Source organism: Frigoribacterium sp. PhB116, assembly GCF_004364285.1.
Classification (GTDB): domain Bacteria; phylum Actinomycetota; class Actinomycetes; order Actinomycetales; family Microbacteriaceae; genus Frigoribacterium.
Window position 1 is genome coordinate 123,744 of record NZ_SOBE01000002.1, and the last position, 23,623, is coordinate 147,366.

The window sequence follows — 23,623 nt, forward strand, 5'->3', positions numbered from 1 at the left end:
GGGGGCACGTGCCCCGCGCGGCCTTACGCACCCCCGGCCCGCGCCGATAGAGCGCCCTGAGCACGGATCGCTCGACCCCTCGGCCACGGATCGGCCCCCAGACCACACCACACCCCCGGACGGGCACCATGCCGATCGAATCCGTGACCCAGGCGGCGCTGCAGAGCGCCCTGGACGGTCTCTCGCTGCGTCAGAAGACCATCGCCGCCAACATCTCGAACGTGAACACGCCCGGCTACCAGGCCAAGCGCGTGCAGTTCGAGGAGGCGCTCGGCCGGTCCGTCGCCCAGGGCGGCGCCGTGCAGGGGGCCGGCCACGTGCAGGCCACGACGCAGCGCTCGCTCGAGCCGACGCGGCTCGACGGCAACAACGTCAACCTCGACACCGAGACCCTGTCGAACATCGACACCGTGCTCCGGTACCAGTTCGCCACCCAGGCGATGAACGGCGAGCTGACCAGCGTCCGCGCCGCGTACAGGACGAACTGATGACCGCCTTCGACGCGATCGGCATCGCGAGCACCGGCCTGACCGTGCACCGCAAGTGGCTCGACGCCGTCTCCGACAACATCGCCAACGTCAACACGGTGAAGTCCATGGACGACACCGCGTTCCAGGCCCGCTACGTCGAGGTCCAGGAGGGCGCCGGCACCAGCGGCGTCTTCGTCAAGGCCGACCGCTACGGCAGCGAGGCCGGCCGCGTCACCTACCTGCCCGACCACCCGCTCGCCGACGCCGAGGGATACGTGCGCATGCCCGACATCGACCTGGGGGCCCAGATGGGCGACCTGATCATGGCCCAGCGCGGCTACCAGGCGAACGCCGCCGTGGTCGACCGCGCCAAGACCGCCTACGAGGCCGCTCTCCAGATCGGCCGCGGCTGATGCCGGTCGGCGGTGTCCCCGCGATCGGGGCGGTGCAGCAGACCGGCTTCGCCGACGTGTCCGCCCTGTTGCAGGGCGGCGCGGTCGGGAACGCAGGAGGCGCCTCCTCCGTCACCGGGACGACCGGCGCGGCCAGCGCCTCCGGTGCCGCCTTCGGCTCGAGCATGGTCGGCGCGGTCGAGGGCCTGCAGCAGCTGCAGAGCCAGTCGAAGACGCTCGCCGTGAAGGCCGTCACCGGCGACCTCACCGACATCCACGACGCGACCATCGCGGCCACCCGTGCCCAGGTGACGCTCGAGCTCGTCGCCGCCGTCCGCAACAAGGGCGTCGACGCCTTCACCGAGATCATGAGGATGCAGGCCTGATGCCGACCGCAGTGCAGAACTCCCTCGCCCGGATGCGGGCGACGATGGGCGGCTTCTCCGTCGCCCAGAAGACCATCGCGGTCATCCTGATCGCCGCGCTCGTGCTCGGCACGGTCGCCCTCGTGAGCTGGCTGACGAAGCCCAGCTACTCGCCGCTCTTCAGCGGCATCGAGCCCGCCGACGCGAGCGCCATCGTCGAGCAGCTCAAGGCCGACGGGGTGCCCTACGAGCTGACCGCGGGCGGCGGCACGATCCTGGTGCCCGAGGAGCACGTCTACCAGGAGCGCCTCACCGCCGCCGCGGCCGGCCTGCCCTCGACCGGCGGCCAGGGCGGCTACTCGCTGCTCGACACCATGGGCGTCACCTCGTCCGAGTTCCAGCAGGACGTCACCTACAAGCGCGCCATCGAGGGCGAGCTCGCCAAGACCATCTCGGCGATGGACGGCGTGAAGACCGCCACCGTGCAGCTCGCGATTCCCGAGGAGTCCGTCTTCGTCGCGGAGCAGAAGGACCCCACCGCGTCGGTGTTCGTCGAGACGCAGGGCGGCGTGACGCTGACCAGCAAGCAGGTGCAGGCGATCGTCAACCTGACCAGCGCCTCCGTCGAGGGCATGGCGACGACCGACGTCGCCGTCACCGACTCGACGGGCGCCGTGCTCTCGCAGGTCGGCACCGGGGCCGTCGGCGGCGCCGGCGACCAGGCCAGCGACTACGAGTCGAAGGTCCAGACCGCCGTGCAGACGATGCTCGACAAGGTCGTCGGCCCCGGCAAGTCGTCGGTGATCGTCGCCGCCGACCTCGACCAGAGCTCGGGCACGAAGGTCACCGAGTCGTTCGCGCAGCCCACCAGCGGCCCCATCGCCCTCAACGAGTCGAGCACCACCGAGCAGTACGGCGCGGGCTCCGGGGGAGCGGGCGGCACCGGCGCGACAGGCGTGCTCGGCCCCGACAACATCGCCGTGCCGAACGGCACCGGCACCGGCACCGACGCAGCCGGCACCGCGACCGGCGACGACGGCTACGTCAACGAGTCGGCCACCAAGAACAACGCGGTCGACAAGGTCACCGAGACGATGAGCGTGCCCGCAGGAGGCGTCAGCCGGCAGACCGTGTCGGTCGCCCTGGACGCGAACGCGGCCTCCGGCGTGAACATGCAGAGCATCAACGACCTCGTGCGGAACGCCGCGGGGATCGACACGGCGCGCGGCGACGCGGTCGAGGTCGCCCTGGTCGACTTCGACACCGAGGGCGCCGAGGCCGCGAAGACGGCGCTCGCCGCGGCCGACGCGGCCGCCGCCTCCGAGGCCATGTGGGGCACGATCCGCACCGTAGGGATCGTCGCGCTGATCGTGATCGCGCTCATCGTCGGCCTGGTCGTCTTCGCGAAGAAGAACAAGCGGCACGACCGGGAGGACGTCGACCTCGGCGAGCTCGCGGCGGGCAACGCGGCCCAGACCTGGGACGCGACCATGCGGCTCGACCTCGACGACGCGGGCGCCGCCTCCCGCCGTCAGCTGCTCGCCGACGAGGCCGCCACCGTGGCCCTGCCGGTCGCGGCGCCCGAGCCCTCGCCCGAGTACGTGTCGGCCGAGCGCCGCCGCGCCGAGATCGACGCCCTCGCCGAGCGCGACCCCGAGAAGACCGCCGAGCTGCTGCGCGGCCTGATGGACGAGCGGGTCCAGTCGTGAGCGCGACCGCGTCCGCTGCGGACCTGACCCCGACGCAGGCGTTCGGGGTGCCCGCCGCCTTCGGCGCGCCTGCCACGCGCCCGGCGCTGACCGGGCCGCAGAAGGTCGCGGTCATCCTCATGCAGATGGAGCAGGCGCACGCCGCCGTCGTCATGAAGCAGTTCAGCGAGGAGGAGGCCGAGGAGATCACGGCCGAGATCGTCAAGCTGCGCCGCGTCGACCCCGCCGTGGCCGAGTCGGCCGTCGCCGAGTTCCACGACCTGACCCGCTCGGGCCGCTACCAGCGTCGCGGCGGACACGACGTCGCCGTCGGCCTGCTCGAGGCGTCGTTCGGCTCGGAGCGCGCCGCCGGCGTCATGGAGCGGCTCGCCTCGAACGCGATGGGCAAGAGCTTCGAGTTCCTCGACGAGGCCGACCCCGGCCAGGTCATCACCCTGCTCGACGGCGAGCTGCCGCAGACCATCGCCCTCGTGCTCGCGCACCTGCGGCCGCAGCAGGCCTCGGCCGTGCTCGCCGGCCTCGACGTCGCCGCCCGCACCGACGTCGCGCAGGCCATCGCCACGATGGGCACCGCGACGCCCGAGGCCGTCGGCATCGTCGCGACCACGCTCAAGGTCCGTGCCGGGGCCGTCGTCGCTCCGCGCGAGCAGGTCGAGGTCGTCGGAGGCATCCAGCCCCTCGTCGAGATCATCAACCGCAGCGACAGCGCCACCGAGCGCGCCCTGCTCGACGGCCTCGACGAGCGCGACCCCGAGCTCGCCGAGGAGGTCCGCTCGCGGATGCTCACCTTCGAGGACATCGTCAAGCTCGAGTCGCGCGACATCCAGCAGGTGCTCCGCGGGATCGACGCCGCCGTGCTCGCGACCGCGATGAAGGGGGCGCTCGCCGCCGTCGTCGAGGTCATCCGCGGCAACGTCTCGGAGCGCAACCGCGAGCTGCTCGACGACGAGCTGCAGTCGATGGGCCCCGTCCGCAAGTCGCAGGTCGAGGAGGCGCGGGCCGAGGTCGTGCGTGCCATCCGCGAGCTCGAGGCGCTCGGCACGATCACGATCCACCGCGCCGACGAGGACGCCCTCGTCGAGTAGCCCCTGCTGCCGCCGCCGCTGCTCGCCCTCGAAATTAAAGAGTGATGCGGCGGCGACTGCCCGGTTCTGCCCGGTCCTGTGCCCGGCGGAAGCGGATCTGTCTCGCTTTGCGGACGGTGGCTGTTGTTACCCGGTCCACCGGTCGGCAAATGCCGACCGGTGAAGCTGCAATACGGGGATATCCGGGTACGAGAGGGTGATCCGGGCCCGTTCTGTCGGGTTCTGCGGCGTCTCGCGCGGCTCGGCCCGCGCCTCCTCGGCTCGCGACTGGATCACTCTCAAATTTGAGAGTGATCCAGTCGCGACGAGCATCGAACCCAGGAGGCGCGGTCGAGCTGGGCAGGATCTCTCTCGCTTTGCGGACGCCGGCAGGCCGCAGGCGGCCGGTAGTGGGCGTCGCGCAGCGCTAGCCGGCGGCGATCTCGCGCAGCACGGCGAGGTGCGCGGTCCAGGCGGCGCGCCCCTCCGGCGTCAGCTTCAGCGAGGTCCGCGGCCGCTTGCCGACGAACCCCTTCGACACCTTCACGAACCCGGCGGCCTCGAGCGTGCTGATCTGCTTGCTCAGCGCGGAGTCGGTCACCTGGACGGCGTCGCGGAGGTCCTTGAAGTCGAGCTGGTCGGCCGCCGCGAGCGCCGCCGCCATCGAGAACCGCACCGGCTGGTGCAGCGTCTCCGACAGCCGGAGGCGCGGGTGCGGACCGCGGGACGTGCCGTCGCCCCCCGCACCGGCGACGCTCCCCGCGACCGCGCCCGTGCCCATGCCCGACCCCGCGCCCGCGCCCGCGCCCGACCCCGCGCCCGACCCCGCACCGTCGCCGCTCATCGCTCCGCCTGCCGAGCCTCGTGCGTCGCCGCGGCGACCGAGATGACCATCAGCGCGGCGGCCAGCGCGCAGGTGCCGACGACGTCCTCGCCCTGGGACGAGCCGACGACGACCATCGCCACGACGTAGATCGCGAAGATCGCCCCGAGGTACAGGCCCCAGCGGCGGCCGAACCCGATGCGGTGCGACCGGAGGAAGGCTAGCTGGAACGCCACCACGACCGCGATCCAGACCAGCAGCGCGATCATCGCCACGAAGTAGTTCGTGCCCGTCGTGAGCCCGAGGGCGAGCGTGCCGAGCGACAGCACGGAGCCGAGCGAGAGCAGCACGGCGACGCCGGGCCAGCCGGCCCGAGCGGTGGCGTGGCGCCCTGTCGAGTCGGCCTCGTCCAGCAGTCGACGGGCCTCGTCCGGCGTGGGGAGCCTGGTCTGGTCGGTCATGGTGTCGTCCTCTCCTCGATGTGTTCCCCACTCTAGGAAGTACTTTCTTGTTAAGCAAGTACTTTCTGATCGCTTGAGAAAGCCGCCTCGCCGCACCTGCCCCCGTTCGGGGCAACGCCTTACGCGCCCCCCGCGACCTGCCGAGAGTCGCCCTTGAGCACGGATCGCTCGACCCCTGGCCACGGATCGGCCGCACCGCCCTCCCCTCTGAACGGCCCGTCGATGCTCGATCCCGCGATCTCCGCCTCGGAGACGATCTCCGCCCCGGAGTCGTTCTCGCGCGTCGTCTACCCCTCGCTCACGGAGGTGCGGTCCGGCTCGTCGACGACCGCCCCCGCACTCGACCCCGGTCACGCCGTGACCCGCGGCGCCGGCCTCGGCACGCTCGCCGGCCTCGGTGCCAGCGCCCAGGGTGCCGCCGCCCGCAGTGCGTCGCTCCGCTCTCCCCACGCCGAACCCGACGCCGCCGCACGCGCGGCCCGTGCCGAGGCCCGCGGCCACGCGGCCGGCTACGCGGCGGGCCTCCGCGCCGCCGAGGCCGACCTGGCCGCGCGCCGGGTCGCGATGGACGCCGAGCACGTCGAGTCCGTGACGCGCCTCGAGCGCTCGCTCGCCGCCTCCTTCGCCGCGCTCGACTCGGCCGCCGACGCATTGCGGCAGCGGGTCGCGCCGGTGCTCGCCGAGTCCGAGGAGGCGCTGGTCCAGACCGCCCTCGACCTCGCGTCGGCCGTGGTCGGCTACGAGGTCGCGGCGTCCGAGCCCGACGTCCGAGCCGGGAGCCGCCCCGCGGCCGAGCACGACGGCGTCGCCGAGCACCGCGCCGCCACCGAGCACCTCAGCGTCGCCGAGCACGCCGCCGCACCGCACCCCGCAGGCCCCCGCGAGGGCCGCACGGCCCGCGCCGCCGTCGCCCGCGCCCTCGACGGGCTCGACCGCTCGCTGGTCGTCGGCGTGCGCCTGCACCCGGCAGACCTGGCCGCCCTCGGGGACGCGGTCGCCGCCTCCGCGGTCCCGCTCGTCGCCGACGCCCGGCTCGCCCGGGGAGACGCCGAGGTCGACCTGCCCGCAGGCCTCGTCGACGCCCGGCTCGTCACCGCCCTCGCCCGGGCCCGCACCGCTCTGCTGGGGGCATCGTGACCCTCACCGCGCCCACCCGGACCCGCCTGGCCGCCGCCCGCGCCGCCGCGCGCCCGCAGCGCGTCGGCAGCGTCGTCAGCGCCGTCGGGCTCGGCATCACGGTGCGCGGGCTCGACGCCGCGGTCGGCGACGTGCTCGAGATCGGCGTGCCGGCCACCAGCACGGACGCCGCCTCCCTGAGCACCAGCACCAGCACCAGCGCCGCCGCCGCCGTCGCTTCCGTCACGACCGCCTCCGCCACGACGTCCGCCTCCGCCCTCGCCGAGGTCGTCGCGACCGCCCCCGACGGCCTCCGCTGCATGCCTCTCGGCCGCCTCACCGGCGTGACGGCCGGCACGCCGGCGCGCTCGACCGGCCGCCCCCTCCTCGTCCCCACCGGCACCGGTCTCTTCGGCCGCGTGCTCGACGGGCTCGGCCGTCCGATCGACGGGCGCGGCCCGCTCCGCGCCCCCGACGGCGGCTCCGTCGACCTCGTCCCGCTGCACCACGAGACCCCGTCGGCCATGCACCGTGCGCGGATCGACACCCCGCTCCAGCTCGGCGTCCGCGTGCTCGACACGCTGACGACCGTCGGGCGCGGGCAGCGCGTCGGCCTGTTCGCCGGCTCGGGAGTCGGCAAGTCGTCGCTGCTGTCGATGATCGCCCGCGGCACCGACGCGCAGGTCAGCGTCATCGCCCTCGTCGGCGAGCGAGGCAGGGAGGTGCGCGAGTTCCTCGAGGACGACCTCGGACCCGAGGGCCTCGCCCGCTCGGTCGTCGTGGTGTCGACGAGCGACGAGCCGGCGCTGATGCGCCTCCGTGCCGCGTTCGTCGCGACCCGCATCGCGGAGTCGTTCCGCGACCAGGGCGCCGACGTCGTGCTGATGATGGACTCGCTGACCCGCGTCGCGATGGCCCAGCGGGAGATCGGGCTGTCGGTCGGCGAGCCGCCGGCGACGCGGGGCTACCCGCCGTCGACGTTCTCGGTGCTCGCCGAGCTGCTCGAGCGTGCCGGGACCGACCGGATCGGCTCCGTCACGGGCCTGTACACGGTGCTCGTCGACGGCGACGACCACAACGAGCCCGTCGCCGACGCGGCCCGCAGCATCCTCGACGGGCACGTCGTGCTCGACCGCAAGCTGGCCGTGACCGGGCACTTCCCGTCGATCGACGCCCTCGGCTCCGTCTCACGCGTCGCCTCGAAGGTGACCACCCCCGAGCAGCGCGCCGCCGCGACGAGCCTCCGCAAGGTGATGGCCGCGCGCCGCGCCGCGCAGGACCTGCTCGACGTGGGCGCCTACCAGCGGGGCACGAACCCGCTCGTCGACGCCGCGGTCGAGCACCAGGGCGCGATCGACGCGTTCCTGCAGCAGGGCATGGACGAGCGCGTCGACACCGCCGCCTCGTGGGCCGGACTCGCCCAGCTGACCGCCCGGCTCGGGGGTGCCTGATGGCCCGTGCCTTCTCCCTCCTCGGCCTCCTGCGGCTGCGCCACGCGCAGCAGGACCAGGCCGCCGGGCACCTCGCCGAGGCGAACGACCGGCTGCGCGACGCCGCCGACCGTCGCCTCGCCGCCAAGCGCACCCTCGACGACGGGCCCGCGCAGGTCACGGACGCGGCCATGCTCAGCGCGATCGCCGCCTCCCGCGCGTCGAGCCGGGCGATGCTCGCCGAGCTCGACGCGGTCGCGGCACGCCGCCGCGCCGAGGCGGACGAGGCGCAGACGGCGTTCGGGGCGGCGCGCCGGGCCGCGATCGGCCTCGAGAAGCTCGAGGCCGCGCACGCCGTCGAGGCCGCCGCCGAGGACCTCCGCACCGAGCAGGCCGCCCTCGACGAGATCGCCGGCCAGTCGTGGCGGGTGCGCCAGGCCGAGGCCGCCGCCTCCTCGACTGCTGCTGCTGCTGCCCGGCCCGCCGGCACCCCGACCCAGACACCGACGCCAGGAGGCGCACAGTGAGCCCCGTGAGCGAGGTCCTGTCCCGGATCGACGACATCAGGACGCAGATCGACCAGCTGCGGAACGGACGCACGCCGTCCGTGCTCGGCACGGCAGCCGCGGCGTCCGCCGGGTCGGGCAGCTCCGCGACCTCGGCCAGCGCGTTCGCCGACGCGCTCGCCGGCACGAGCGGCGCCGGTGCGACCGGTGCGGCAGGTGCTGCGGGCGGCCTCGCGACGACCCCCTCGGTGGCGGCCGTCAAGGGCTCCGTCGCGACCGGCAGCGGCGCGACCGGCGCCGACGTGGTCAGCGGCGCGAAGAAGTACCTCGGCGTGCCCTACGTGTTCGGCGGCGAGAGCGCGAGCGGGATGGACTGCTCCGGCCTCGTGCAGACCGTGTTCAAGGAACTAGGCGTCTCGATGCCGCGCGTCGTGCCCGACCAGGCCCGGATGGGCGCCGAGGTGCCGTCGCTGGCCGAGGCGAAGCCGGGCGACCTGCTCGTCGCCAAGGGCGAGGGCCACATCGTGATCTACCTCGGCGACGGCAAGGTGCTGCACGCGCCCCGTCCCGGCAAGGACGTCCAGATCGTCGACAACTGGTACAAGGACTCCGACCTGTCGACCATCCGCCGCATCGTGCCCGCGACGGGGACCGCTCCCGCGTCCGCCGCTGCGGGCGCTTCGGCTGCAGGCGCCTCGGCGACCTCGGCGACCTCGCTGGCCTCGCTCGCGTCGTCGCTCGGCGTGACCGGCGCCGGTGCGGCGGGCGGCTCCGGCTCGACCGACCTGATGACCGCCGCGCTCCAGCGCCTGATGAGCGAAGGGGCCGCCTGATGAGCGTCCTGCGCACCCTGCCCTTCGTCGTCCCCGGCCCTGCCGACCGGGCCGACGCCTCCTCCGGTCCCGACCGCCCGGCGGGCGGCCGCTCGTCGGCCGGTCGTCCCGCGGCCGGGCGTTCCGCCGCGGGCTTCGGCGAGGCGATGTCGTCGGCTGCGCCACGCGATCCGGCGCAGGCGCACGCTCCGGGCCCGCGACGACCGTCGTCGCCCGCTCCGACATCCGCGCCTCACGCGGCAGCCGCCGGGCGCGCGCCCGCGGCCGCTGCGGGCCCGGCCACTGCGGCTGGGTCTGGGTCTGCGTCTGCGTCCGCGGCAGGTCCGGTCAAGGCCGGGGAGTCGGTCGAGGACGGAACCGTGGATCGCGTCGGCGATCGCCCCCAGGCGGGATCGTCCTCACCGGGAGCGACCTCCCTCCAGGCGGCCCTGGCCGCCGCGGGCCTCGGCTCCTCGTCGTCTCCGGCGGCCGTCTCTCCTGAGGCTGATCCGTCCCGTGACGGATCAGCGACCCTCCCGCTCTCCCCGACCGTCGGCCAGGCCGTCGGCCAGGCGATCGGCCCGGCCTCGTCCCCGGCCCCGGTCGTGACGCCTGATCCGTCTCGTGACGGATCAGCCCTCGACCCGGCCGGCCTGAGCAGCGATCCGTCTCGTGACGGATCGGCTGCCTCGGCCACGGGCGCCGCGACGCCGGGACAGCTCCCGCAGGAGGCCCTCGCGCCGACCGTGTCGGTCGCCGATCCGTCCCGTGACGGAACAGCCCTGAGCCCGGGCCTCCCCCCGACAGCGCCCGCCCCGAGCGCGGACGGCGGCGACGTGCCCGAGGGCCTCGTCGCCGCTGCGACCTCGGCTGCGACCTCGGCCTCGGCCGCTGCCTCTGCTACGACCGCGACCGCCGCGATCAGCTCCACCGGCGCCGCGGTCGCCGGCTGGCGGCAGGCGGCAGCCTCGGGCACGTCGCCCGCGACACCCGGCCCCGTCACGGCCTCGTCGCCGTCGGCGGGGGAGAAGGTCCCGACGGCCGCCGCGCCCTCGACCACCGTCCCGTCGGCATTCGTGCGCGCCACCTCGGCGGCCGCGGCTGGTTCGACGTCCGTCCCGGTCCCCGGCTCGGCCGCCGGACTCTCGGCGACCGCCGCCGACCGTGCGCGTGTCGCCGACGCAGGCGTCGCGACCACCACGACGACCAGCACGACGACCAGCACCTCCGCCTCCGCCGTGCCCGTCGCCCCGCCGATGGTCGCGGTGCCCGGCGCGCCCGCTCCGGCAGCCGCAGCGGGCTCGACCGCCGCCGCCGCGCCTCCTGCGGCCCCGGCGCCCCTCGGGCAGCAGCTCGCGCGTCCCCTCTTCTCGCTCGCGGCCGCCAATGCCGGGACGCACGTCGTCACCGTCACCGTGAGCCCCGAGGCCCTGGGCCCGGTCACCGTCCGGGCGCACGTCGGGGCGCACGGCATGCACGTCGAGATGTTCGCCCCGACCGACGCCGGGCGGGAGGCGGTGCGGGCGATCCTGCCCGACCTCCGCCGCGACCTCGGGGGAGCGGGGCTCCAGGCGAGCGTCGACCTCTCGAACCAGAACCAGCCGTCCGACGACCGTGCCGACCAGCAGCGGCTGCTCGACCAGCGGGCGGCGCAGCAGTCGGCCCAGGAGGCGCGCGACGGTTCCGCCCAGTCCGGCACCGGACAGCGAGGAGCCGGCCAGCCCGCCGGGCGCGACCCCGACGGCAGGCTCGGTCGGGACGACCCCGACCCCGACGGCCTGCGGGCCGGCGCCCTCGCGGCCGCGGCCGCGGCCGGTGCGGGCAGGCTGCGCGGCACCTCCTCGTCGCAGACCGTCTCGATCGACGTGCTGGCCTAGCGCCCGCACCGCGCACCACGGCCCGCACAGCCGACCACGGCCCGCACCGCCGCACAGCACGACCCTCCACAGCTCGCCCCCGTTCCGCCCTCCACAGGAAGACACAGCAGATGCCCTCGATCGACCAGATCTCCGGAACCGTCGACCCGACCGTCATGGCCGCCGCCCAGCAGTCGTCCTCGGCGCGCACGACGAAGACCGCCATGGACGGCGAGATGTTCATGAACCTGCTGGTCACGCAGCTGAAGAACCAGGACCCGTCGTCGCCGATGGACACCAACGCGATGATGGCGCAGACCACGCAGCTCGCGATGATGGAGCAGATCACCAACCAGACGACCACCGCGAACGAGGGCTTCTCGCTGCAGATGCGCACCTCGGCGTCCGCCCTGGTCGGCCGCGAGGTCAGCTACACGGGCCCCGACGGCAAGGCCGTCACCGGCACCGCGACCAGCGTCTCGTTCGCCGAGTCCGTGCCCAAGGTCACCGTCGGTGGGAAGGAGGTCGCGTTGGATCTCATCTCCGGCATCACCGCGACGCCGAAGGCCTAGCGCCTCGTTCCCTCGCGGCCCCGCCGCCCTCGCGGCCCAGCCGCACGGCACGGCCGCACAGCACCCCCGCTCTTCAGCACCGCTCCGGACGCAGGACGCGACCGGTCTCTCCGCGCAGGACGCGCCTCCTCAGCTCCGTCCGAAAGGCAGCTCCCATGCTCCGCTCCCTCTACTCCGGCATCTCCGGCCTCCGGTCGCACCAGACCATGCTCGACGTCACCGGCAACAACATCGCCAACGTCAACACCGCCGGCTTCAAGTCGTCGACCACGCAGTTCCAGGACACCCTGTCGCAGATGACCCAGGGCGCCGGAGGCCCGCAGACCGGCATCGGCGGCACGAACCCCGCGCAGGTCGGCCTCGGCGTGCAGGTCGCCGGCATCTCGACGAACTTCGCGCAGGGCTCGGCCCAGGCGACCGGCAAGGCGACCGACCTGATGATCTCGGGCGACGGCTTCTTCGTCACGCGTCTCGGCAACGACACCGTCTACACGCGTGCCGGCGCCTTCGACTTCGACGCGGACGGTCGTCTCGTCTCGGCCGACGGCAAGATCGTGCAGGGCTACTCGGCCACGAACGGCGTCGTGAACGACGGAGGCGCGGTGGGCGACATCATGCTGCCCCTGAACGGCGCGGCTCCGGCCACCGCCACGACCGGCGCGAACGTCGCCGGCAACCTGCCGTCCGAGACCGCGGTCGGCGAGACCCTGACGCGCGACTCGAAGGTCTACGACGCGTTCGGCAACGAGCGCACCCTGACCCTCTCGTTCAAGCGCACCGACATCGGCTGGGACGTCACCGGCGTCGACGGCACCGGCACGCCGAGCACGACGCAGCTCAGCTTCACCGACGGCGTGCAGAACGGCGCCGCGTCGCTGACCGTCGGGAACATCGCCGTCGACCTCTCGAAGATCACCGGCTTCGCGGCCCTGAACACGGTCGCGGTCACCGACCAGAACGGTCGCGAGGCCGGCACGCTGAAGGGCTTCAGCCTCTCGAAGGACGGCACGCTCGTCGGGCAGTTCAGCAACGGCGAGTCGCTCGCCGTCGGCCGCATCGCGCTGGCGACCTTCGCCAACCCGGGCGGCCTCGAGAAGTCCGGCTCGTCGGGCTACCGCGCCACGGCGAACTCGGGCAACGCGGCGCTCGGCGTCCCCGGCTCGCCCGGAGTCGGCTCGCTCTCGAGCGGCACGCTCGAGATGAGCAACGTCGATCTCTCGCAGGAGTTCACGAACCTGATCGTCGCCCAGCGCGGCTTCCAGGCGAACGCCCGCATCATCACCACCTCGGACGAGGTGCTCCAGGAGCTCACGAACCTGAAGCGCTAGCCGCAGCGGCGCAGGAGGCGCGGGCCCGGTCCTCGAGACCGGCCCGCGCCTCCTGCGCTCTGCCTGCTCTCGCCGGCCCCTGCGCTCTCGCCTTGCACCCCGGAGTGGACCATGCACCCCGTCGTTCCGGGGTGCATCGTCCACTTCGGGGTGCGGCAGCCCCGCCCTGCGCGCGGGCACCTCGCCGCGGCACGCACGCACCCCTCCCTGCGCAGTGGCCACCTGAAGCCGGCGGGTTCCTGTCTCCCTCGGCGGGCGGGCGCGGACCCGCCGCCGGCGACAGGAACCCGCCGCACCCCACGTGAACCCGCCGTCGGCGACAGGAACCCGCCGGCTCAGCACCCAGCGCCGCACAGAGCAGAGGCGCGGGGTACGGCCGCCTGCCCTCCCAGCGCCCCCCGGGTAGACAAGATCGATGACGACGGGGACGGAGGCGCGGCGCAGCACGCAGCCGGAGCCGCCCGCCCCCGGCACCGGCGCTCTCGCCCTGCCCCGCCCCGGGCTCGCGACGACGCTCGTCTTGCTCGGCGTCTACGCCGCCTCGCGTCTCGTCACGACGCTGTTCCTCGCCGTGGTGCACGCCCTCACGGCGACCGCGACCTGGGCGCAGCACGACGGCGGTCCGGGCTTCACCGGCTACCTCTCGTCGTGGGATGCCGCCTTCTACCGCGAGATCTCCGAGCAGGGATACCCGGTGGAGCTGCCGCGGGACGACGAGGGCCGGGTCGCCAAGAACGCGTGGGCGTTCATGCCGCTGTTCCCGGCTCTGGTGCGGGTCGTGCGGCCGGTGGTCGGCGGCGACTGGCTGATCGCGGCGATCGTCGTGGCGGTGCTGGCGGGGGCCGGGGCGACGCTGGTGCTCCACCGGCTGATGCTGACGCGGTTCGGGGCCCGCGCCTCCTTCTGGGGTGCGGTCTCCTTCTGCGTCGCGCCGATGTCGTTCGTGTTGCAGGTGCCCTACGCGGAGTCGCTGTTCCTGCTGCTTATGTTCGGCGCGCTGCTCGCGATGACCGCCCGGCGCTGGGCCTGGTTCACGGTGCTCGGCGTGCTCGCCTCGGTCGCGCACCCCGGCGCGCTCGCGCTCTCGGCCGCGCTCGGCCTGACCTGGCTGGTGCGGCTGGTCCGTGACCGCCGCGCTCGCCGCGGCGGCGTCGAGAACGAGCGCCTCGACGACTCGACGCCCCTCGCCGAGCACGTCCGCATCTGGGCGGCCGGCCTGGTCGTCACCGCGGCGGGCTTCGCGTGGCCGGTCGTCGTGGCCGTGGTCACGGGCGAGCGCGACGGCTACTTCGCGACGGAGTCGTCGTGGTGGCGTGACTACATCGGCTCCGACGGCTTCGTCCCCTTCACGCCGTGGTTCCGCTTCGGCGAGGCGATGGCCGGCTGGCTCGGGGTGGTGGCCGTGGTGCTGCTGCTCGCGGTCGTGGTGCTCGGGCTGGTGCGCCGCTCGCAGCGTCTCGGCCTCGAGCTGCAGACCTATGCGATCGGGTACGTCGCCTACCTGGTCGCCGTGTTCCTGCCGCAGCAGTCGAGCTTCCGCATGCTGATGCCGCTCGCGCCGCTGCTGGGCGATCCGCAGCTGTCGGCCACGAGGAGGCGCGTGGTCGTCACGATCGTCGCCGGCCTCGCGCTCCAGGTCGTCGCGATCGTGCTGCTCTGGACGGCCTGGCCGCCGTGAGGCTCATCCGGGTGACGGAGGTGGTCCGGCCAGGCCGCCCGTAGTGTCGGCGCAACGCACTCGACGATCTCGGCGCGGGTGCCCGTCACGACCTGACAGGAGACCCGCGATGACCCTCCTCACCCGCAGTGCCCGTGGCTTCGGCGTCGTCGCCCGCCGGCTGTTCAGTGCCCTCGTCGCCGTCGTCGGCGCCGTCGTCACAGGAGCGGCCGTCATGGTGGTGGTCCTGCTCGCAGCCGTGGCCGTCACCCTCATGACGGGCACGGCCGTCCACCTGCCCGGTGTCCTGCGGACCTGGCCCAGCACCGAGAACGGCGCGCCGGCGGTGCTCTTCGAGCCCGACGGCACCGGGGCTGCCGTGGCCGTCCTCGTCGTCGCCGCCGTCCTGGTCGCGGTCGGGCAGCTCTGGACCCGGCGGTCGCACGCCCGCACCCCCGCCGCCTGACGACACCCGCAGACGCGAAGGAGGCGCGGTGCCCGTCGAACGGGCACCGCGCCTCCTGCAGGAGATCCGGCTCGGATCAGTAGGTCGTGCCGACCTGTGCCATCCCGGCCGAGAAGACCGAGATGCTCACGATGACGCTGATGATCATGAAGACGATGCTGAGGATGACGCCGGCCAGCGCCAGGCCGCGACCGCGCTCGCCCGTCTTCTTGATCTGCGAGAGCGCGATGATGCTGACGACGAGGCCGGCGAGGGCGAAGACGAACGCCAGGATGAACCCGACGATCGCGAGGACGTTGTAGCGGCCAGCCGTGCCGGGGGCCGTGGTGGCGGGGGTGTTCTGGTCGTAGGTCATGGTCGTGACTCCTCTAGAGCGGGGTGGCCTCGACGATCGTCGGCCCGTCGCCCAAGCTAGAGACTTTCTCGATTCTGTGTCCGACCTGGGAGCGATTCACCCCCAGATCACCCCCGAAGTGGTCACGTGCGACCGAGGTACCGCCCCTGCTTGTGGTTGAGGGCGAGCACGAGGTTGAGCACGACGGCGCCCGCGGCCGAGAGCAGCACGATCCACGGCGAGACGACGGTGAGCGAGAACAGGATGATGACGACGTCGACCGCCATCTGCACGTAGCCGGCCCGCCAGCCGAGCTTCTCCTGCAGAACGAGCGCGAGGATGTTGATGCCGCCGAGGCTCGCCCCGTGCCGGAACAGGATCAGCAGGCCCACCCCGACGAGCAGGTTGCCGCCGAGCGTGCCGTAGACCGGGTCCACGCTCTCGATGTGGAACACGGCGGGGTGGAGGTACGACATCGCCGACACCATCGCGACGGTGAGCACCGTCCGCAGGGTGAACGCGATCCCCTTCTTCCACACCGCGAGCGCGAAGAACGGCACGTTCACCAGCATGAACAGCGCCCCGAACGACAGCGGCCCGGCGTAGTCGAGCAGCAGCGCGATGCCGGCGGTGCCGCCCGAGACTGCTCCGCTCGCCTTGAGCAGGAACAGCCCGAAGGAGGCGATGAAGACTCCCGTCACCACCCCCATCACGTTCTCGACCAGGGTGTGCCGGTTGGCGTCGGCGGTCGCGGCCGTCTCGGTGAGGGCCGGGTCGTCGACCAGCGGGGTCGCCGTGTCGGGCGACAGCGCGGCGTCCGGCCCGGTGGACTCGGGCGTCGAGTAGACGGGCGTCGAGCCGGTCGGCGTCGAGCCGACCGTGGGTGCGGCGTCGGGCGAGGCGGAGGCGGTGGCGGGGGAGGCGGAGGTGGGGGAGGAGGGCCGGGCGACAGGGGTGGCGTCGCGCGTGCCGTCGTTCGCGGGGGTGTCGGTCACCGCAGCATCTTGCCAGCCCGGTGTTGCGCGCATGTGTCGCCCGCCGCCTCCTGCGCGCCGTCCCGCTCGTCCCCCCGTCCCGGCGCCTCCCGTCCCCCGCCCGTCCCGCCTCAACGTGCCCCGCTCCGCTCGAGTGGTCACTTTCGGTCCATCCACGCGCTGACCCGACGCGAAAACGACAAGGCGACGTGGGGCCCCGCGTCGGCTTGTCGTTTTCGCGTCGGCTACCGCTCCGGGCAGCAACGACGCGCCGTCAGCCGAAGAGGCGACACCCACGCCCACCGGCGCCTAACGCCGACCCGACCCCTGCCGATAGTCCCCCCTGAGCAGCTCAGGACGAGCAGCTCGCCCGCCCCACGGACGGTGGCGGGAGACACAGACCTAGGACAGGCCGATGATCGTCGTCACGCGACTCAACGACAGCAGATTCGCTGTCAACCCAGACCTGATCGAGCGCATCCACGAGACGCCCGACACGACGCTGATCATGGTCGACGGGGCGAAGTACATCGTCACCGAGCCGATGGCCGTGGTGATCGAGATGATCGCCCGCTACCGTGCCCGCATCGTCTCGCTCGCCTACGACGCGCCCGACCTCGCCGCCCCCGCGACGCAGCCGCTCGGCAGCCGCACGTCGACCGGCCCGCAGCTCGGCATCGTCCGCGGCTCGCGAGGCGAAGGAGGCGGCGGCCTCGTCTCCGCCCTCCGCCCGGCCGAGCAGGCCCCCGCGACCACGGCCCCCGCGACCAGCACCACCACCGCGCCCGCACCGACCGGAGCCCGCTGATGGATCCGGCGACGATCATCGGCATCCTGCTCGCGTTCGGCGCGCTGTTCGGGATGATCAAGCTCGAGGGCGTCCACGTCGAGGGCCTGTTGCTGCCCGCGCCGATGCTGCTCGTCTTCGGCGCCACGATCGCGGTCGGCATCGCCGGCACGACGATCAAGGACGCGATGCTGAGCTTCAAGAAGATCCCGCACGCCTTCACGGGCAAGGTGATCCCGCCGCAGTCGGTCATCGACGACATCGTGGCGCTCGCCGAGAAGGCGCGCAGCGAGGGCCTGCTCTCGCTCGAGGCGGAGGCCGAGAAGGTCGAGGACCCCTTCATGAAGGGCGCCCTGCAGAACATCGCCGACGGCACCGACGGCGAGGAGCTGCGGATCCTGCTCGAGGACGAGATGGAGTCGCGTCTCGCCGCCGACCGCACGGCGAGCAAGTTCTTCAACAGCCTGGGCGGCTACGCCCCGACCGTCGGCATCATCGGCACGGTGGTCAGCCTGACCCACGTGCTCGAGAACCTCGCCTCTCCCGACGAGCTCGGCCCGCTGATCGCGGCGGCGTTCGTGGCGACCCTCTGGGGCCTGCTCAGCGCGAACTTCCTCTGGCTGCCGTTCGCCGGTCGCCTGAAGAAGCTGGCCGACCTCGACGAGGCGCGCATGACGCTGCTGATCGAGGGCGTGCTGGCCGTCCAGGCCGGGAGCCAGCCGCGCCTCCTCGGCGAGCGCCTCAAGGCCATGGTGCCGGTGCACTCGCTCGAGGCCGGTGCCGGCAAGGCCGGCAAGGCAGGCAAGGGCGCCAAGGCGAAGGCCGGCGCCGACGACCAGGGCCTCGCAGCGTGAGCGGCGCGCGCGGCGGCCGCAAGAAGAAGGGCCACGCCGAGGAGGAGCACCCCGACGAGCGCTGGCTGGCCTCGTACATGGACATGGTCACCGTGCTGATGTGCATGTTCATCGTGCTGTTCGCGATGTCGAGCGTCGACCAGGACAAGTACATCGCCCTGCGCAACTCGCTCGCCACCGGCTTCGGCCAGACCGACGTCGGCAAGGTCGACACGGCGTCGGGCACCGTCGTCACGGTCAACGACGTGACGCCGGAGGGCCAGGGCTATTCCACCGGCGACGAGACCGACATGAGCAAGGCCTCCGCGAGCGGGACGGCCGGCACGGCCGAGGAGCTCGCGCAGGCGCAGGCCGAGCTCGACGACCTGACCGCCATCAAGGAGGCGATCGCCGCGGGCCTCGCCGGCTCCGGCCTGAGCGCCGACGTGCAGTTCTCGACCGACGCGCGCGGCCTCACCGTCCGCCTGGTCGGCTCGGAGACGTTCTTCGGCACGAACAGCGCCGACCTGAGCGACACCGCCCGCCGTGTGATGGACGCGATCGCGCCCGTCCTCCGCAGCGCCGGCCACGACGTGTCGATCGAGGGGCACGCCGACCAGCGCAGCTCGACCGCTCCCTACGCGACCAACTGGGAGCTGTCCTCCGCCCGGGCCACGCAGGTGCTGCGCGACCTGGTCGAGCGCGGCGGTCTCCCGGTCGAGCACGCGCAGGCCGTCGGGTTCGGCTCGTCGCGCCCCCTCTCGACCGGCGGCACGGAGGCCGACTTCGCCACGAACCGCCGGGTCGACATCGTCGTCCTGTCGAACCAGTCCGACGACGTGAGCGCGCTGCTGCCCCAGCTGCAGGCGGCGGCCGAGGGCGCAGGAGGCGCGGTGACCGCCGGCAGGAACGCCGCCGCCGAGAGTCCGCCCGCCGTCGAGGACGCCGCCGCGACCACGACGACCACCGAGAAGAAGACCGACAAGACCGAGAAGAAGACGGAGAAGGAGTCCGAGGACGCCCACGCCGAGGGGGCCCAGTCCGGGGGGCACTGACCACGAGCGCCTAACGACGAGGAGGCGCGGGCCGAGAGTGCCGGTCGTGACGCTCCTCGAGACCCTGCCCCCGGGCACGCCCGCACCGGCCCCGGCCGTCGCTGCGCCGCGCCCGCCGAAGCAGGTCGAGATCTACGACTTCCGTCGTCCGACGACGCTGCCCCGTGAGCACTCGCGGGCCCTCGAGCTCGCGTTCGAGACGTTCGCCCGGCAGTGGGGCACGCAGCTCACCGCCAAGGTCCGCGTGCTGTCGCAGGTCACCTGCGAGCAGCTGCAGGTCCTCACCTACGACGAGTTCGCCGCCTCGCTGCCCGCGACGACCGCGATGGTGCTGTGCGGCATCGAGGGCACGACGCCCAAGGCCGTCATCCAGTTCCCGACGTCCGCGGCGCTCAGCTGGGTCAGCCACATGCTCGGCGGCACGCGAGCCTCGACCGTGCCCGAGCGCACCTTCACCCCGATCGAGCAGGCCCTCGTGCGGCGCCTCATGGAGGACGCCCTCGACGACCTCCGCTACTCGTTCGGCAACCTGCTCGTCGCCCAGATCGTCGTCGGCGGCTTCCAGTACAACTCGCAGTTCGCCCAGGCCGCGCAGAAGTCCGACCTGATGATCGTCGCCTCGTTCGACATCCGGGTCGGCGAGCGCAGCGCGGCCGGCACCGTCGCGATCCCCGCCGAGGTGCTGCTGCCCCAGCTCGGCGAGTCCGAGTCCGCGGTCGACCCGGTCGAGGTGCGCCGCCTGCTCGGCGGCCAGCTCGCCTCGGTGCCGGTCGACGTCGCGCTCCGTCTCGCCCCCGCGGCCGTGCTGCCGAACGTCGTGCTCGACCTCGCCGTCGGCGACGTGCTGCCCCTGCCGCACCCGCAGTCCCGCCCGCTGGCGATCACGGTCGACGGCCAGGTCGTCGGCCGCGCCGCCGTGGGCTCCGCCGGCTCGCGCCTCGCGGGCATCGTCGTCTCCACCTCCCTCACCGGCACCGAAGAAGGAACCTCATGACCGGCACGACCATCACCCTGCACACCGCCGCGGCGGAGGCGCTCGTCGCGCAGCTGCCGACGCCCGTGCCGCTGCGGGCCGTGCCCGTCGACGCCGCGACCGCCCAGGCTCGCCGCAGCACCGCCTCCTCGGCCGTCGTCACCTCGTTCGTCGGCTCGCTCTCGGCCGACACCGCGCTGCTGCTCGCCGACATGGACCAGGTCGCCGCGGCCGCGGGCACCGACTCGCCCCTCGTCTCGGTCGTCGACGTACTCCGTCCGGCCCTCGAGGCCGCGACCTCGGTCCTCGGCGCCGGCGTGCTCGGCGACAGCCGGCTCGAGTCGGCCGACGCCCTCTTCGCCGACCACTCCACCGTCGTGTTCGACCTGACCGCCACGGGCGAGACGGTCGGCTGGTTCGCCGTGCGGCTCCGTGAGGACGGCACCGTCGGCCTCGTCTCGTCGAGCTCGCCCGCCTCCTCCGTCCCCGCCGCGCCGCTCGGCGCCGGCAACCTCGGCCGCATCAACAACGTCGAGATGGCGCTGACGGTCGAGATCGGCCGCACCCGCATGTCGGTCCGCGACGTGCTCGGCCTCGAGCCCGGCGCCGTCGTCGAGCTCGACCGCTCGGCCGGGGCCCCCGCCGACGTGCTGCTCAACGGCCGCCTGATCGCGCACGGCGAGGTCGTCGTCGTGGACCAGGACTACGCGATCCGCATCACCCGCATCCTCGACGTCGCCGACGGCGTCGCCTGATCGTGGACACGCTCTTCGTCGCGCTGCGCGTCGCCCTCTCGCTGGGCGTCGTGCTCGCCCTGCTGTGGGTGCTGCAGAAGCGCCTCGCGAAGGGCGGGCTCCGCGGGGGCCGTGCCTCGGCTCCCGTCTCGATCGTCGCCCGTCAGGGCATCGGCGCCAAGGCCAGCGTCGTCGTGGTCGACGTCGAGGGCGAGCGCCTCGTGCTCGGCGTGACCGAGTCGTCGATCACCGTGCTGGCCGCGGCCGACGCACCCGCCGCCCAGCCCGCCGTCGTCGCGCTCGAGGCCGCGCCCCAGTCTCCCGTCGTCGCGCTCGAGCCGGCCCCGCAGGAGGCGCGGGTCACCCCGATCGTCCCCCTCGCGTCGGTCGCCCCCGCGCCGGCCGCCTCCGCGACCCCGAGCTTCGACGCCGTCCTCGCCGCCGACTCCTCCCTCGCCGCCCACCCCGCCCCAGTTGCCCCGAACGGTCGCCTCGACGCGGCCGCGGCAGCGTTCTCGGGCAACTCGATCGCCGTTCCTGCGGGCGCGGCGATGCTGCGGCCGCGCGGGGCCGAGCGTCGTGCCGCGACGCGCGGCTCGCGCAGCACCGGCAGCGCCGCCGCACGCGACCCGCGCGAGCGCGCCCGTGGCCGCGCCGCGAAGCCGCTCGAGGGCTCGATCCTCGCCCCGGACACCTGGCGGCAGGCGGCCGCCGCCGTCCGCGCCGGTCGCGCCGGATGAGCGCGTCCGCCGCGCACCGCGCGACCGGAGCCGCCGCTCACCGCGCGACCCGCGCCTCCTCCGCTCCCACGTTCGTGCCGGCCTTCGCCACGGCGCTGCGGCAGCGCGTCCGCCCGACCCTCCGGGACGGCCTGCGCGGCGCCCCGCTGCGGCACGCCCGCCTCGGCGCCCCCGCCGTCGGCGCCGCGCCCGTCCGCTTCGCCGACACCCGCCTCGCCCGCGCGGTCGTCGTCGCCCTGCTCGCGATGGTCGTCGCGTCGGGGCTCGTCATGCTGATCGGCCAGCAGGCCTCCGCCGCGCCGGTCGCCCCCACGTCCCCGACCGCCCCCGCACAGCCCGGCACCGGCACCGGCAGCACCGGAGGAACCGGCAGCACCGACGGCTCGACCGGCACCGGCACCGGCGAGACCCCCGACTTCACCGAGTCCGACCAGACCGTCACCGACGGCACGGGCACCGGCGGCCTCAACATCGACATCAACGGCCCCGACGGCGCCCCCAGCCAGGCGATCGTCACCCTGCTCGGCATCACGCTGCTCAGCGTCGCGCCGGCGCTGCTGCTGATGATGACGTCGTTCACGAAGATCTTCGTCGTGCTCGCGATGACGCGGAACGCCCTCGCGCTGCCGTCGATCCCGCCGAACCAGGTGCTCGCGGGCCTCGCCCTGTTCCTGAGCCTGTTCATCATGGCGCCGATCCTGGGGCACATCAACGACGACGCCGTGCAGCCCTACCTGAACGGCCAGCTGGACTTCCAGGGCGCGATCGACGCCGGGGCCGCCCCGCTCCGGGAGTTCATGCTGGCGCACACCCGCGAAGAAGACCTCGCGCTGATGACCCGCTCCGCCGACCAGCCGAACCCCGCCAGCCAGGCCGACGTCCCGATGCTGACCCTCATCCCGTCGTTCATGATCAGCGAGCTGCGCGCCGCGTTCATCATCGGGTTCGTCATCTTCATCCCGTTCCTCGTCATCGACCTCGTCGTCAGCGCCGCCCTCATGTCGATGGGCATGATGATGCTGCCCCCGGTGATGATCTCGCTGCCGTTCAAGATCCTGCTGTTCGTGCTCGTCGACGGCTGGGGGCTCATCATCACGAGCCTGATCGAGAGCTACCAGGTGAGTGCCTGATGGACTCCAACGCCGTCCTCGACCTGTCGATGCAGGCCCTGATCATCACGGGCAAGCTCGCCGCGCCCGTGCTGATCACCTCGCTCGTAGTCGGCTTCGCGATCTCGCTGCTGCAGTCGATCACGCAGATCCAGGAGGTGACCCTCGCGTTCGTGCCCAAGGCCGTCGCGGTCGGGATCGCCCTGATCGTCTGCGGCCACTGGATGATCAGCGAGATGGTCTCGTTCACGACCATGGTCTTCGACCGCATCCCGCAGCTCCTGAGCGGGGGCTAGGCCGCCGTGTCGATCGACCTCAGCTGGCTCGAGGCGACCATGCTCGCCGCCGTGCGCATGACCGCCTTCATCGTCGTCGCGCCTCCGTTCTCGTACCGGGCGTTCCCCGGCCGGGTGAAGGCGATGCTCGGCGTCGGCCTCGCGCTCGCCGTGGCGCCGCGCGTCGCGCCCGGCTACGAGTCGCTCGACACGGGCGGCTTCGTGCTGGCGCTCGTGCTCGAGCTGGTCGTCGGCGCGGTGCTGGGGTTCCTCGTGTTCCTGGTCTTCGCGGCGATCCAGTCGGCGGGCAGCCTGATCGACCTGTTCGGCGGCTTCACGCTGGCGCAGGCCTTCGACCCGCAGTCGATGATCAACGGCGCCCAGTTCACCCGCCTGTTCCAGATGACGGCGCTGGCGCTGATGTTCGCGAGCGGCGGCTACCAGGTGCTGATCGGCGGGCTGACCCGCTCGTTCGACGCGTTCCCCCTCGGCCTCGGCATGGACCTCTCGCGACCCGTCGAGCTGATGACGAACGGCGTCTCGCAGATGTTCCTCGCGACGCTGCAGATCGCCGGCCCGCTCTGCGTCGTGCTGTTCCTCGCCGACGTCGGGCTCGGCCTGCTCAGCCGCGTCGCGCCGGCCCTGAACGCCTACGCGATGGGCTTCCCGCTCAAGATCCTGATGACCGTGATGCTCGCCGGCGGCGTGTTCCTCGCCCTGCCCGGCGTGGTGCAGAGCCTCACCGGCGACGCGGCCGACATGGTCCTGGGGGTGAGGTAGCG

Annotated in this window: 27 protein-coding genes; 23 read left to right on the plus strand and 4 right to left on the minus strand. The window is 73.4% G+C overall.

Annotated elements, in window-relative coordinates; genetic code table 11:
• Positions 1-128 precede the first annotated feature (128 nt).
• Genes flgB through fliG form a run of 5 tightly spaced genes read left to right on the plus strand, consistent with a single transcriptional unit; the run spans position 129 to position 4,021 of the window.
• Positions 129-488 (plus strand): flagellar basal body rod protein FlgB, encoded by a 360-nt coding sequence (gene flgB, locus EDF20_RS06970; protein ID WP_123547637.1) that lies wholly within the window; start codon positions 129-131, stop codon positions 486-488.
• Complete coding sequence (locus EDF20_RS06975; RefSeq protein WP_043596823.1) at positions 488-883, plus strand: flagellar basal body rod C-terminal domain-containing protein; 396 nt, start codon at positions 488-490, stop codon at positions 881-883. The genes flgB and EDF20_RS06975 overlap by 1 nt, the downstream gene beginning before the upstream one ends.
• Complete coding sequence (fliE, locus tag EDF20_RS06980; protein ID WP_123547638.1) at positions 883-1,248, plus strand: flagellar hook-basal body complex protein FliE; 366 nt, start codon at positions 883-885, stop codon at positions 1,246-1,248. Before EDF20_RS06975 ends, fliE begins: the two co-directional genes overlap by 1 nt.
• Positions 1,248-2,936, plus strand: a complete 1,689-nt coding sequence (fliF, locus tag EDF20_RS06985; protein ID WP_133738204.1) for a flagellar basal-body MS-ring/collar protein FliF — start codon at positions 1,248-1,250, stop codon at positions 2,934-2,936. The genes fliE and fliF overlap by 1 nt, the downstream gene beginning before the upstream one ends.
• Before the next feature lie 47 nt (positions 2,937-2,983).
• Positions 2,984-4,021, plus strand: coding sequence for a flagellar motor switch protein FliG (fliG, locus tag EDF20_RS06990; RefSeq protein WP_255416195.1), 1,038 nt, complete (start codon positions 2,984-2,986; stop codon positions 4,019-4,021).
• 406 nt (positions 4,022-4,427) lie between these two features.
• On the opposite strand, the gene EDF20_RS06995 is transcribed toward fliG, so the two are convergent.
• Positions 4,428-4,844, minus strand: a complete 417-nt coding sequence (locus tag EDF20_RS06995) for a transcriptional regulator (RefSeq protein WP_347876492.1) — start codon at positions 4,842-4,844, stop codon at positions 4,428-4,430.
• On the minus strand, positions 4,841-5,284 hold the full coding sequence (locus EDF20_RS07000) for a hypothetical protein (protein ID WP_133738206.1): 444 nt from the start codon (positions 5,282-5,284) through the stop codon (positions 4,841-4,843). Before EDF20_RS07000 ends, EDF20_RS06995 begins: the two co-directional genes overlap by 4 nt.
• Positions 5,285-5,506: 222 nt before the next feature.
• On the opposite strand from EDF20_RS07000, the gene EDF20_RS07005 reads away from it, so the two are divergent.
• The 9 genes from EDF20_RS07005 (at position 5,507) to EDF20_RS07045 (ending at position 15,027) form a co-directional block, all read left to right on the plus strand.
• Positions 5,507-6,421: a hypothetical protein gene (locus EDF20_RS07005; protein ID WP_123547643.1), complete on the plus strand. Its 915-nt coding sequence runs from the start codon at positions 5,507-5,509 to the stop codon at positions 6,419-6,421.
• On the plus strand, positions 6,418-7,851 hold the full coding sequence (locus EDF20_RS07010; RefSeq protein WP_243833415.1) for a FliI/YscN family ATPase: 1,434 nt from the start codon (positions 6,418-6,420) through the stop codon (positions 7,849-7,851). The genes EDF20_RS07005 and EDF20_RS07010 overlap by 4 nt, the downstream gene beginning before the upstream one ends.
• A complete protein-coding gene (locus EDF20_RS07015) occupies positions 7,851-8,357 on the plus strand; it encodes a hypothetical protein (RefSeq protein ID WP_208292603.1) in 507 nt (168 codons plus the stop codon). The genes EDF20_RS07010 and EDF20_RS07015 overlap by 1 nt, the downstream gene beginning before the upstream one ends.
• 5 nt (positions 8,358-8,362) lie before the next feature.
• A complete protein-coding gene (locus EDF20_RS07020) occupies positions 8,363-9,169 on the plus strand; it encodes a C40 family peptidase (RefSeq protein WP_133738207.1) in 807 nt (268 codons plus the stop codon).
• A gap of 359 nt (positions 9,170-9,528) precedes the next feature.
• Positions 9,529-11,025: a flagellar hook-length control protein FliK gene (locus EDF20_RS07025; protein WP_166644772.1), complete on the plus strand. Its 1,497-nt coding sequence runs from the start codon at positions 9,529-9,531 to the stop codon at positions 11,023-11,025.
• Between the two features lie 110 nt (positions 11,026-11,135).
• Entirely contained in the window at positions 11,136-11,576 is a 441-nt protein-coding gene (locus EDF20_RS07030; protein ID WP_123547645.1) for a flagellar hook capping FlgD N-terminal domain-containing protein, read from the plus strand.
• A 155-nt stretch (positions 11,577-11,731) separates the two neighbouring features.
• A complete protein-coding gene (locus EDF20_RS07035) occupies positions 11,732-12,904 on the plus strand; it encodes a flagellar hook protein FlgE (protein ID WP_123547646.1) in 1,173 nt (390 codons plus the stop codon).
• Between the two features lie 415 nt (positions 12,905-13,319).
• Positions 13,320-14,582 (plus strand): mannosyltransferase family protein, encoded by a 1,263-nt coding sequence (locus EDF20_RS07040; protein WP_133738209.1) that lies wholly within the window; start codon positions 13,320-13,322, stop codon positions 14,580-14,582.
• A gap of 109 nt (positions 14,583-14,691) precedes the next feature.
• Entirely contained in the window at positions 14,692-15,027 is a 336-nt protein-coding gene (locus EDF20_RS07045; RefSeq protein ID WP_133738210.1) for a hypothetical protein, read from the plus strand.
• A gap of 76 nt (positions 15,028-15,103) precedes the next feature.
• Here the strand turns inward: EDF20_RS07045 and EDF20_RS07050 are convergent, their stop codons facing one another.
• Both EDF20_RS07050 and EDF20_RS07055 read right to left on the minus strand, forming a co-directional pair.
• The gene (locus EDF20_RS07050; protein ID WP_123547649.1) at positions 15,104-15,382 is read right to left on the minus strand and encodes a DUF4190 domain-containing protein; all 279 of its coding nucleotides are present in this window, start codon (positions 15,380-15,382) and stop codon (positions 15,104-15,106) included.
• Positions 15,383-15,504: 122 nt separating this feature from the next.
• Positions 15,505-16,356, minus strand: coding sequence for a YitT family protein (locus EDF20_RS07055; RefSeq protein ID WP_347876493.1), 852 nt, complete (start codon positions 16,354-16,356; stop codon positions 15,505-15,507).
• A 394-nt stretch (positions 16,357-16,750) separates the two neighbouring features.
• Here EDF20_RS07055 and EDF20_RS07065 point away from each other — a divergent pair, with 394 nt between their 5' ends.
• The 9 genes from EDF20_RS07065 to EDF20_RS07105 all read left to right on the plus strand — a co-directional run bounded on the left by EDF20_RS07065 (position 16,751) and on the right by EDF20_RS07105 (position 23,621).
• Positions 16,751-17,143, plus strand: coding sequence for a flagellar FlbD family protein (locus EDF20_RS07065; protein ID WP_123547650.1), 393 nt, complete (start codon positions 16,751-16,753; stop codon positions 17,141-17,143).
• Positions 17,143-17,976, plus strand: a complete 834-nt coding sequence (locus EDF20_RS07070; protein ID WP_123547651.1) for a MotA/TolQ/ExbB proton channel family protein — start codon at positions 17,143-17,145, stop codon at positions 17,974-17,976. Before EDF20_RS07065 ends, EDF20_RS07070 begins: the two co-directional genes overlap by 1 nt.
• The gene (locus EDF20_RS07075; protein ID WP_347876494.1) at positions 17,973-19,010 is read left to right on the plus strand and encodes a flagellar motor protein MotB; all 1,038 of its coding nucleotides are present in this window, start codon (positions 17,973-17,975) and stop codon (positions 19,008-19,010) included. The genes EDF20_RS07070 and EDF20_RS07075 overlap by 4 nt, the downstream gene beginning before the upstream one ends.
• Before the next feature lie 46 nt (positions 19,011-19,056).
• Positions 19,057-20,004, plus strand: coding sequence for a flagellar motor switch protein FliM (locus EDF20_RS07080; RefSeq protein ID WP_243833416.1), 948 nt, complete (start codon positions 19,057-19,059; stop codon positions 20,002-20,004).
• Positions 20,001-20,738 (plus strand): flagellar motor switch protein FliN, encoded by a 738-nt coding sequence (fliN, locus tag EDF20_RS07085; protein WP_133738211.1) that lies wholly within the window; start codon positions 20,001-20,003, stop codon positions 20,736-20,738. The genes EDF20_RS07080 and fliN overlap by 4 nt, the downstream gene beginning before the upstream one ends.
• A gap of 2 nt (positions 20,739-20,740) precedes the next feature.
• Positions 20,741-21,457, plus strand: a complete 717-nt coding sequence (locus EDF20_RS07090) for a flagellar biosynthetic protein FliO (protein WP_133738212.1) — start codon at positions 20,741-20,743, stop codon at positions 21,455-21,457.
• Between the two features lie 245 nt (positions 21,458-21,702).
• The gene (fliP, locus tag EDF20_RS07095) at positions 21,703-22,587 is read left to right on the plus strand and encodes a flagellar type III secretion system pore protein FliP (protein WP_233569153.1); all 885 of its coding nucleotides are present in this window, start codon (positions 21,703-21,705) and stop codon (positions 22,585-22,587) included.
• The gene (gene fliQ / locus EDF20_RS07100) at positions 22,587-22,862 is read left to right on the plus strand and encodes a flagellar biosynthesis protein FliQ (protein ID WP_123547654.1); all 276 of its coding nucleotides are present in this window, start codon (positions 22,587-22,589) and stop codon (positions 22,860-22,862) included. The genes fliP and fliQ overlap by 1 nt, the downstream gene beginning before the upstream one ends.
• A gap of 39 nt (positions 22,863-22,901) precedes the next feature.
• Positions 22,902-23,621, plus strand: coding sequence for a flagellar biosynthetic protein FliR (locus EDF20_RS07105; protein WP_123548289.1), 720 nt, complete (start codon positions 22,902-22,904; stop codon positions 23,619-23,621).
• Positions 23,622-23,623: the final 2 nt, after the last annotated feature.

Coding starts and splice junctions, on each gene's coding strand:
- flgB (WP_123547637.1), top strand. CDS start 129: ATGCCGATCGAATCCGTGACCCAGGCGGCGCTGCAGAGCGCCCTGGAC.
- EDF20_RS06975 (WP_043596823.1), top strand. CDS start 488: ATGACCGCCTTCGACGCGATCGGCATCGCGAGCACCGGCCTGACCGTG.
- fliE (WP_123547638.1), top strand. CDS start 883: ATGCCGGTCGGCGGTGTCCCCGCGATCGGGGCGGTGCAGCAGACCGGC.
- fliF (WP_133738204.1), top strand. CDS start 1,248: ATGCCGACCGCAGTGCAGAACTCCCTCGCCCGGATGCGGGCGACGATG.
- EDF20_RS06995 (WP_347876492.1), bottom strand. CDS start 4,844: ATGAGCGGCGACGGTGCGGGGTCGGGCGCGGGGTCGGGCGCGGGCGCG.
- EDF20_RS07000 (WP_133738206.1), bottom strand. CDS start 5,284: ATGACCGACCAGACCAGGCTCCCCACGCCGGACGAGGCCCGTCGACTG.
- EDF20_RS07005 (WP_123547643.1), top strand. CDS start 5,507: ATGCTCGATCCCGCGATCTCCGCCTCGGAGACGATCTCCGCCCCGGAG.
- EDF20_RS07015 (WP_208292603.1), top strand. CDS start 7,851: ATGGCCCGTGCCTTCTCCCTCCTCGGCCTCCTGCGGCTGCGCCACGCG.
- EDF20_RS07030 (WP_123547645.1), top strand. CDS start 11,136: ATGCCCTCGATCGACCAGATCTCCGGAACCGTCGACCCGACCGTCATG.
- EDF20_RS07035 (WP_123547646.1), top strand. CDS start 11,732: ATGCTCCGCTCCCTCTACTCCGGCATCTCCGGCCTCCGGTCGCACCAG.
- EDF20_RS07040 (WP_133738209.1), top strand. CDS start 13,320: ATGACGACGGGGACGGAGGCGCGGCGCAGCACGCAGCCGGAGCCGCCC.
- EDF20_RS07045 (WP_133738210.1), top strand. CDS start 14,692: ATGACCCTCCTCACCCGCAGTGCCCGTGGCTTCGGCGTCGTCGCCCGC.
- EDF20_RS07050 (WP_123547649.1), bottom strand. CDS start 15,382: ATGACCTACGACCAGAACACCCCCGCCACCACGGCCCCCGGCACGGCT.
- EDF20_RS07065 (WP_123547650.1), top strand. CDS start 16,751: ATGATCGTCGTCACGCGACTCAACGACAGCAGATTCGCTGTCAACCCA.
- EDF20_RS07070 (WP_123547651.1), top strand. CDS start 17,143: ATGGATCCGGCGACGATCATCGGCATCCTGCTCGCGTTCGGCGCGCTG.
- fliN (WP_133738211.1), top strand. CDS start 20,001: ATGACCGGCACGACCATCACCCTGCACACCGCCGCGGCGGAGGCGCTC.
- fliP (WP_233569153.1), top strand. CDS start 21,703: ATGGTCGTCGCGTCGGGGCTCGTCATGCTGATCGGCCAGCAGGCCTCC.
- fliQ (WP_123547654.1), top strand. CDS start 22,587: ATGGACTCCAACGCCGTCCTCGACCTGTCGATGCAGGCCCTGATCATC.
- EDF20_RS07105 (WP_123548289.1), top strand. CDS start 22,902: ATGCTCGCCGCCGTGCGCATGACCGCCTTCATCGTCGTCGCGCCTCCG.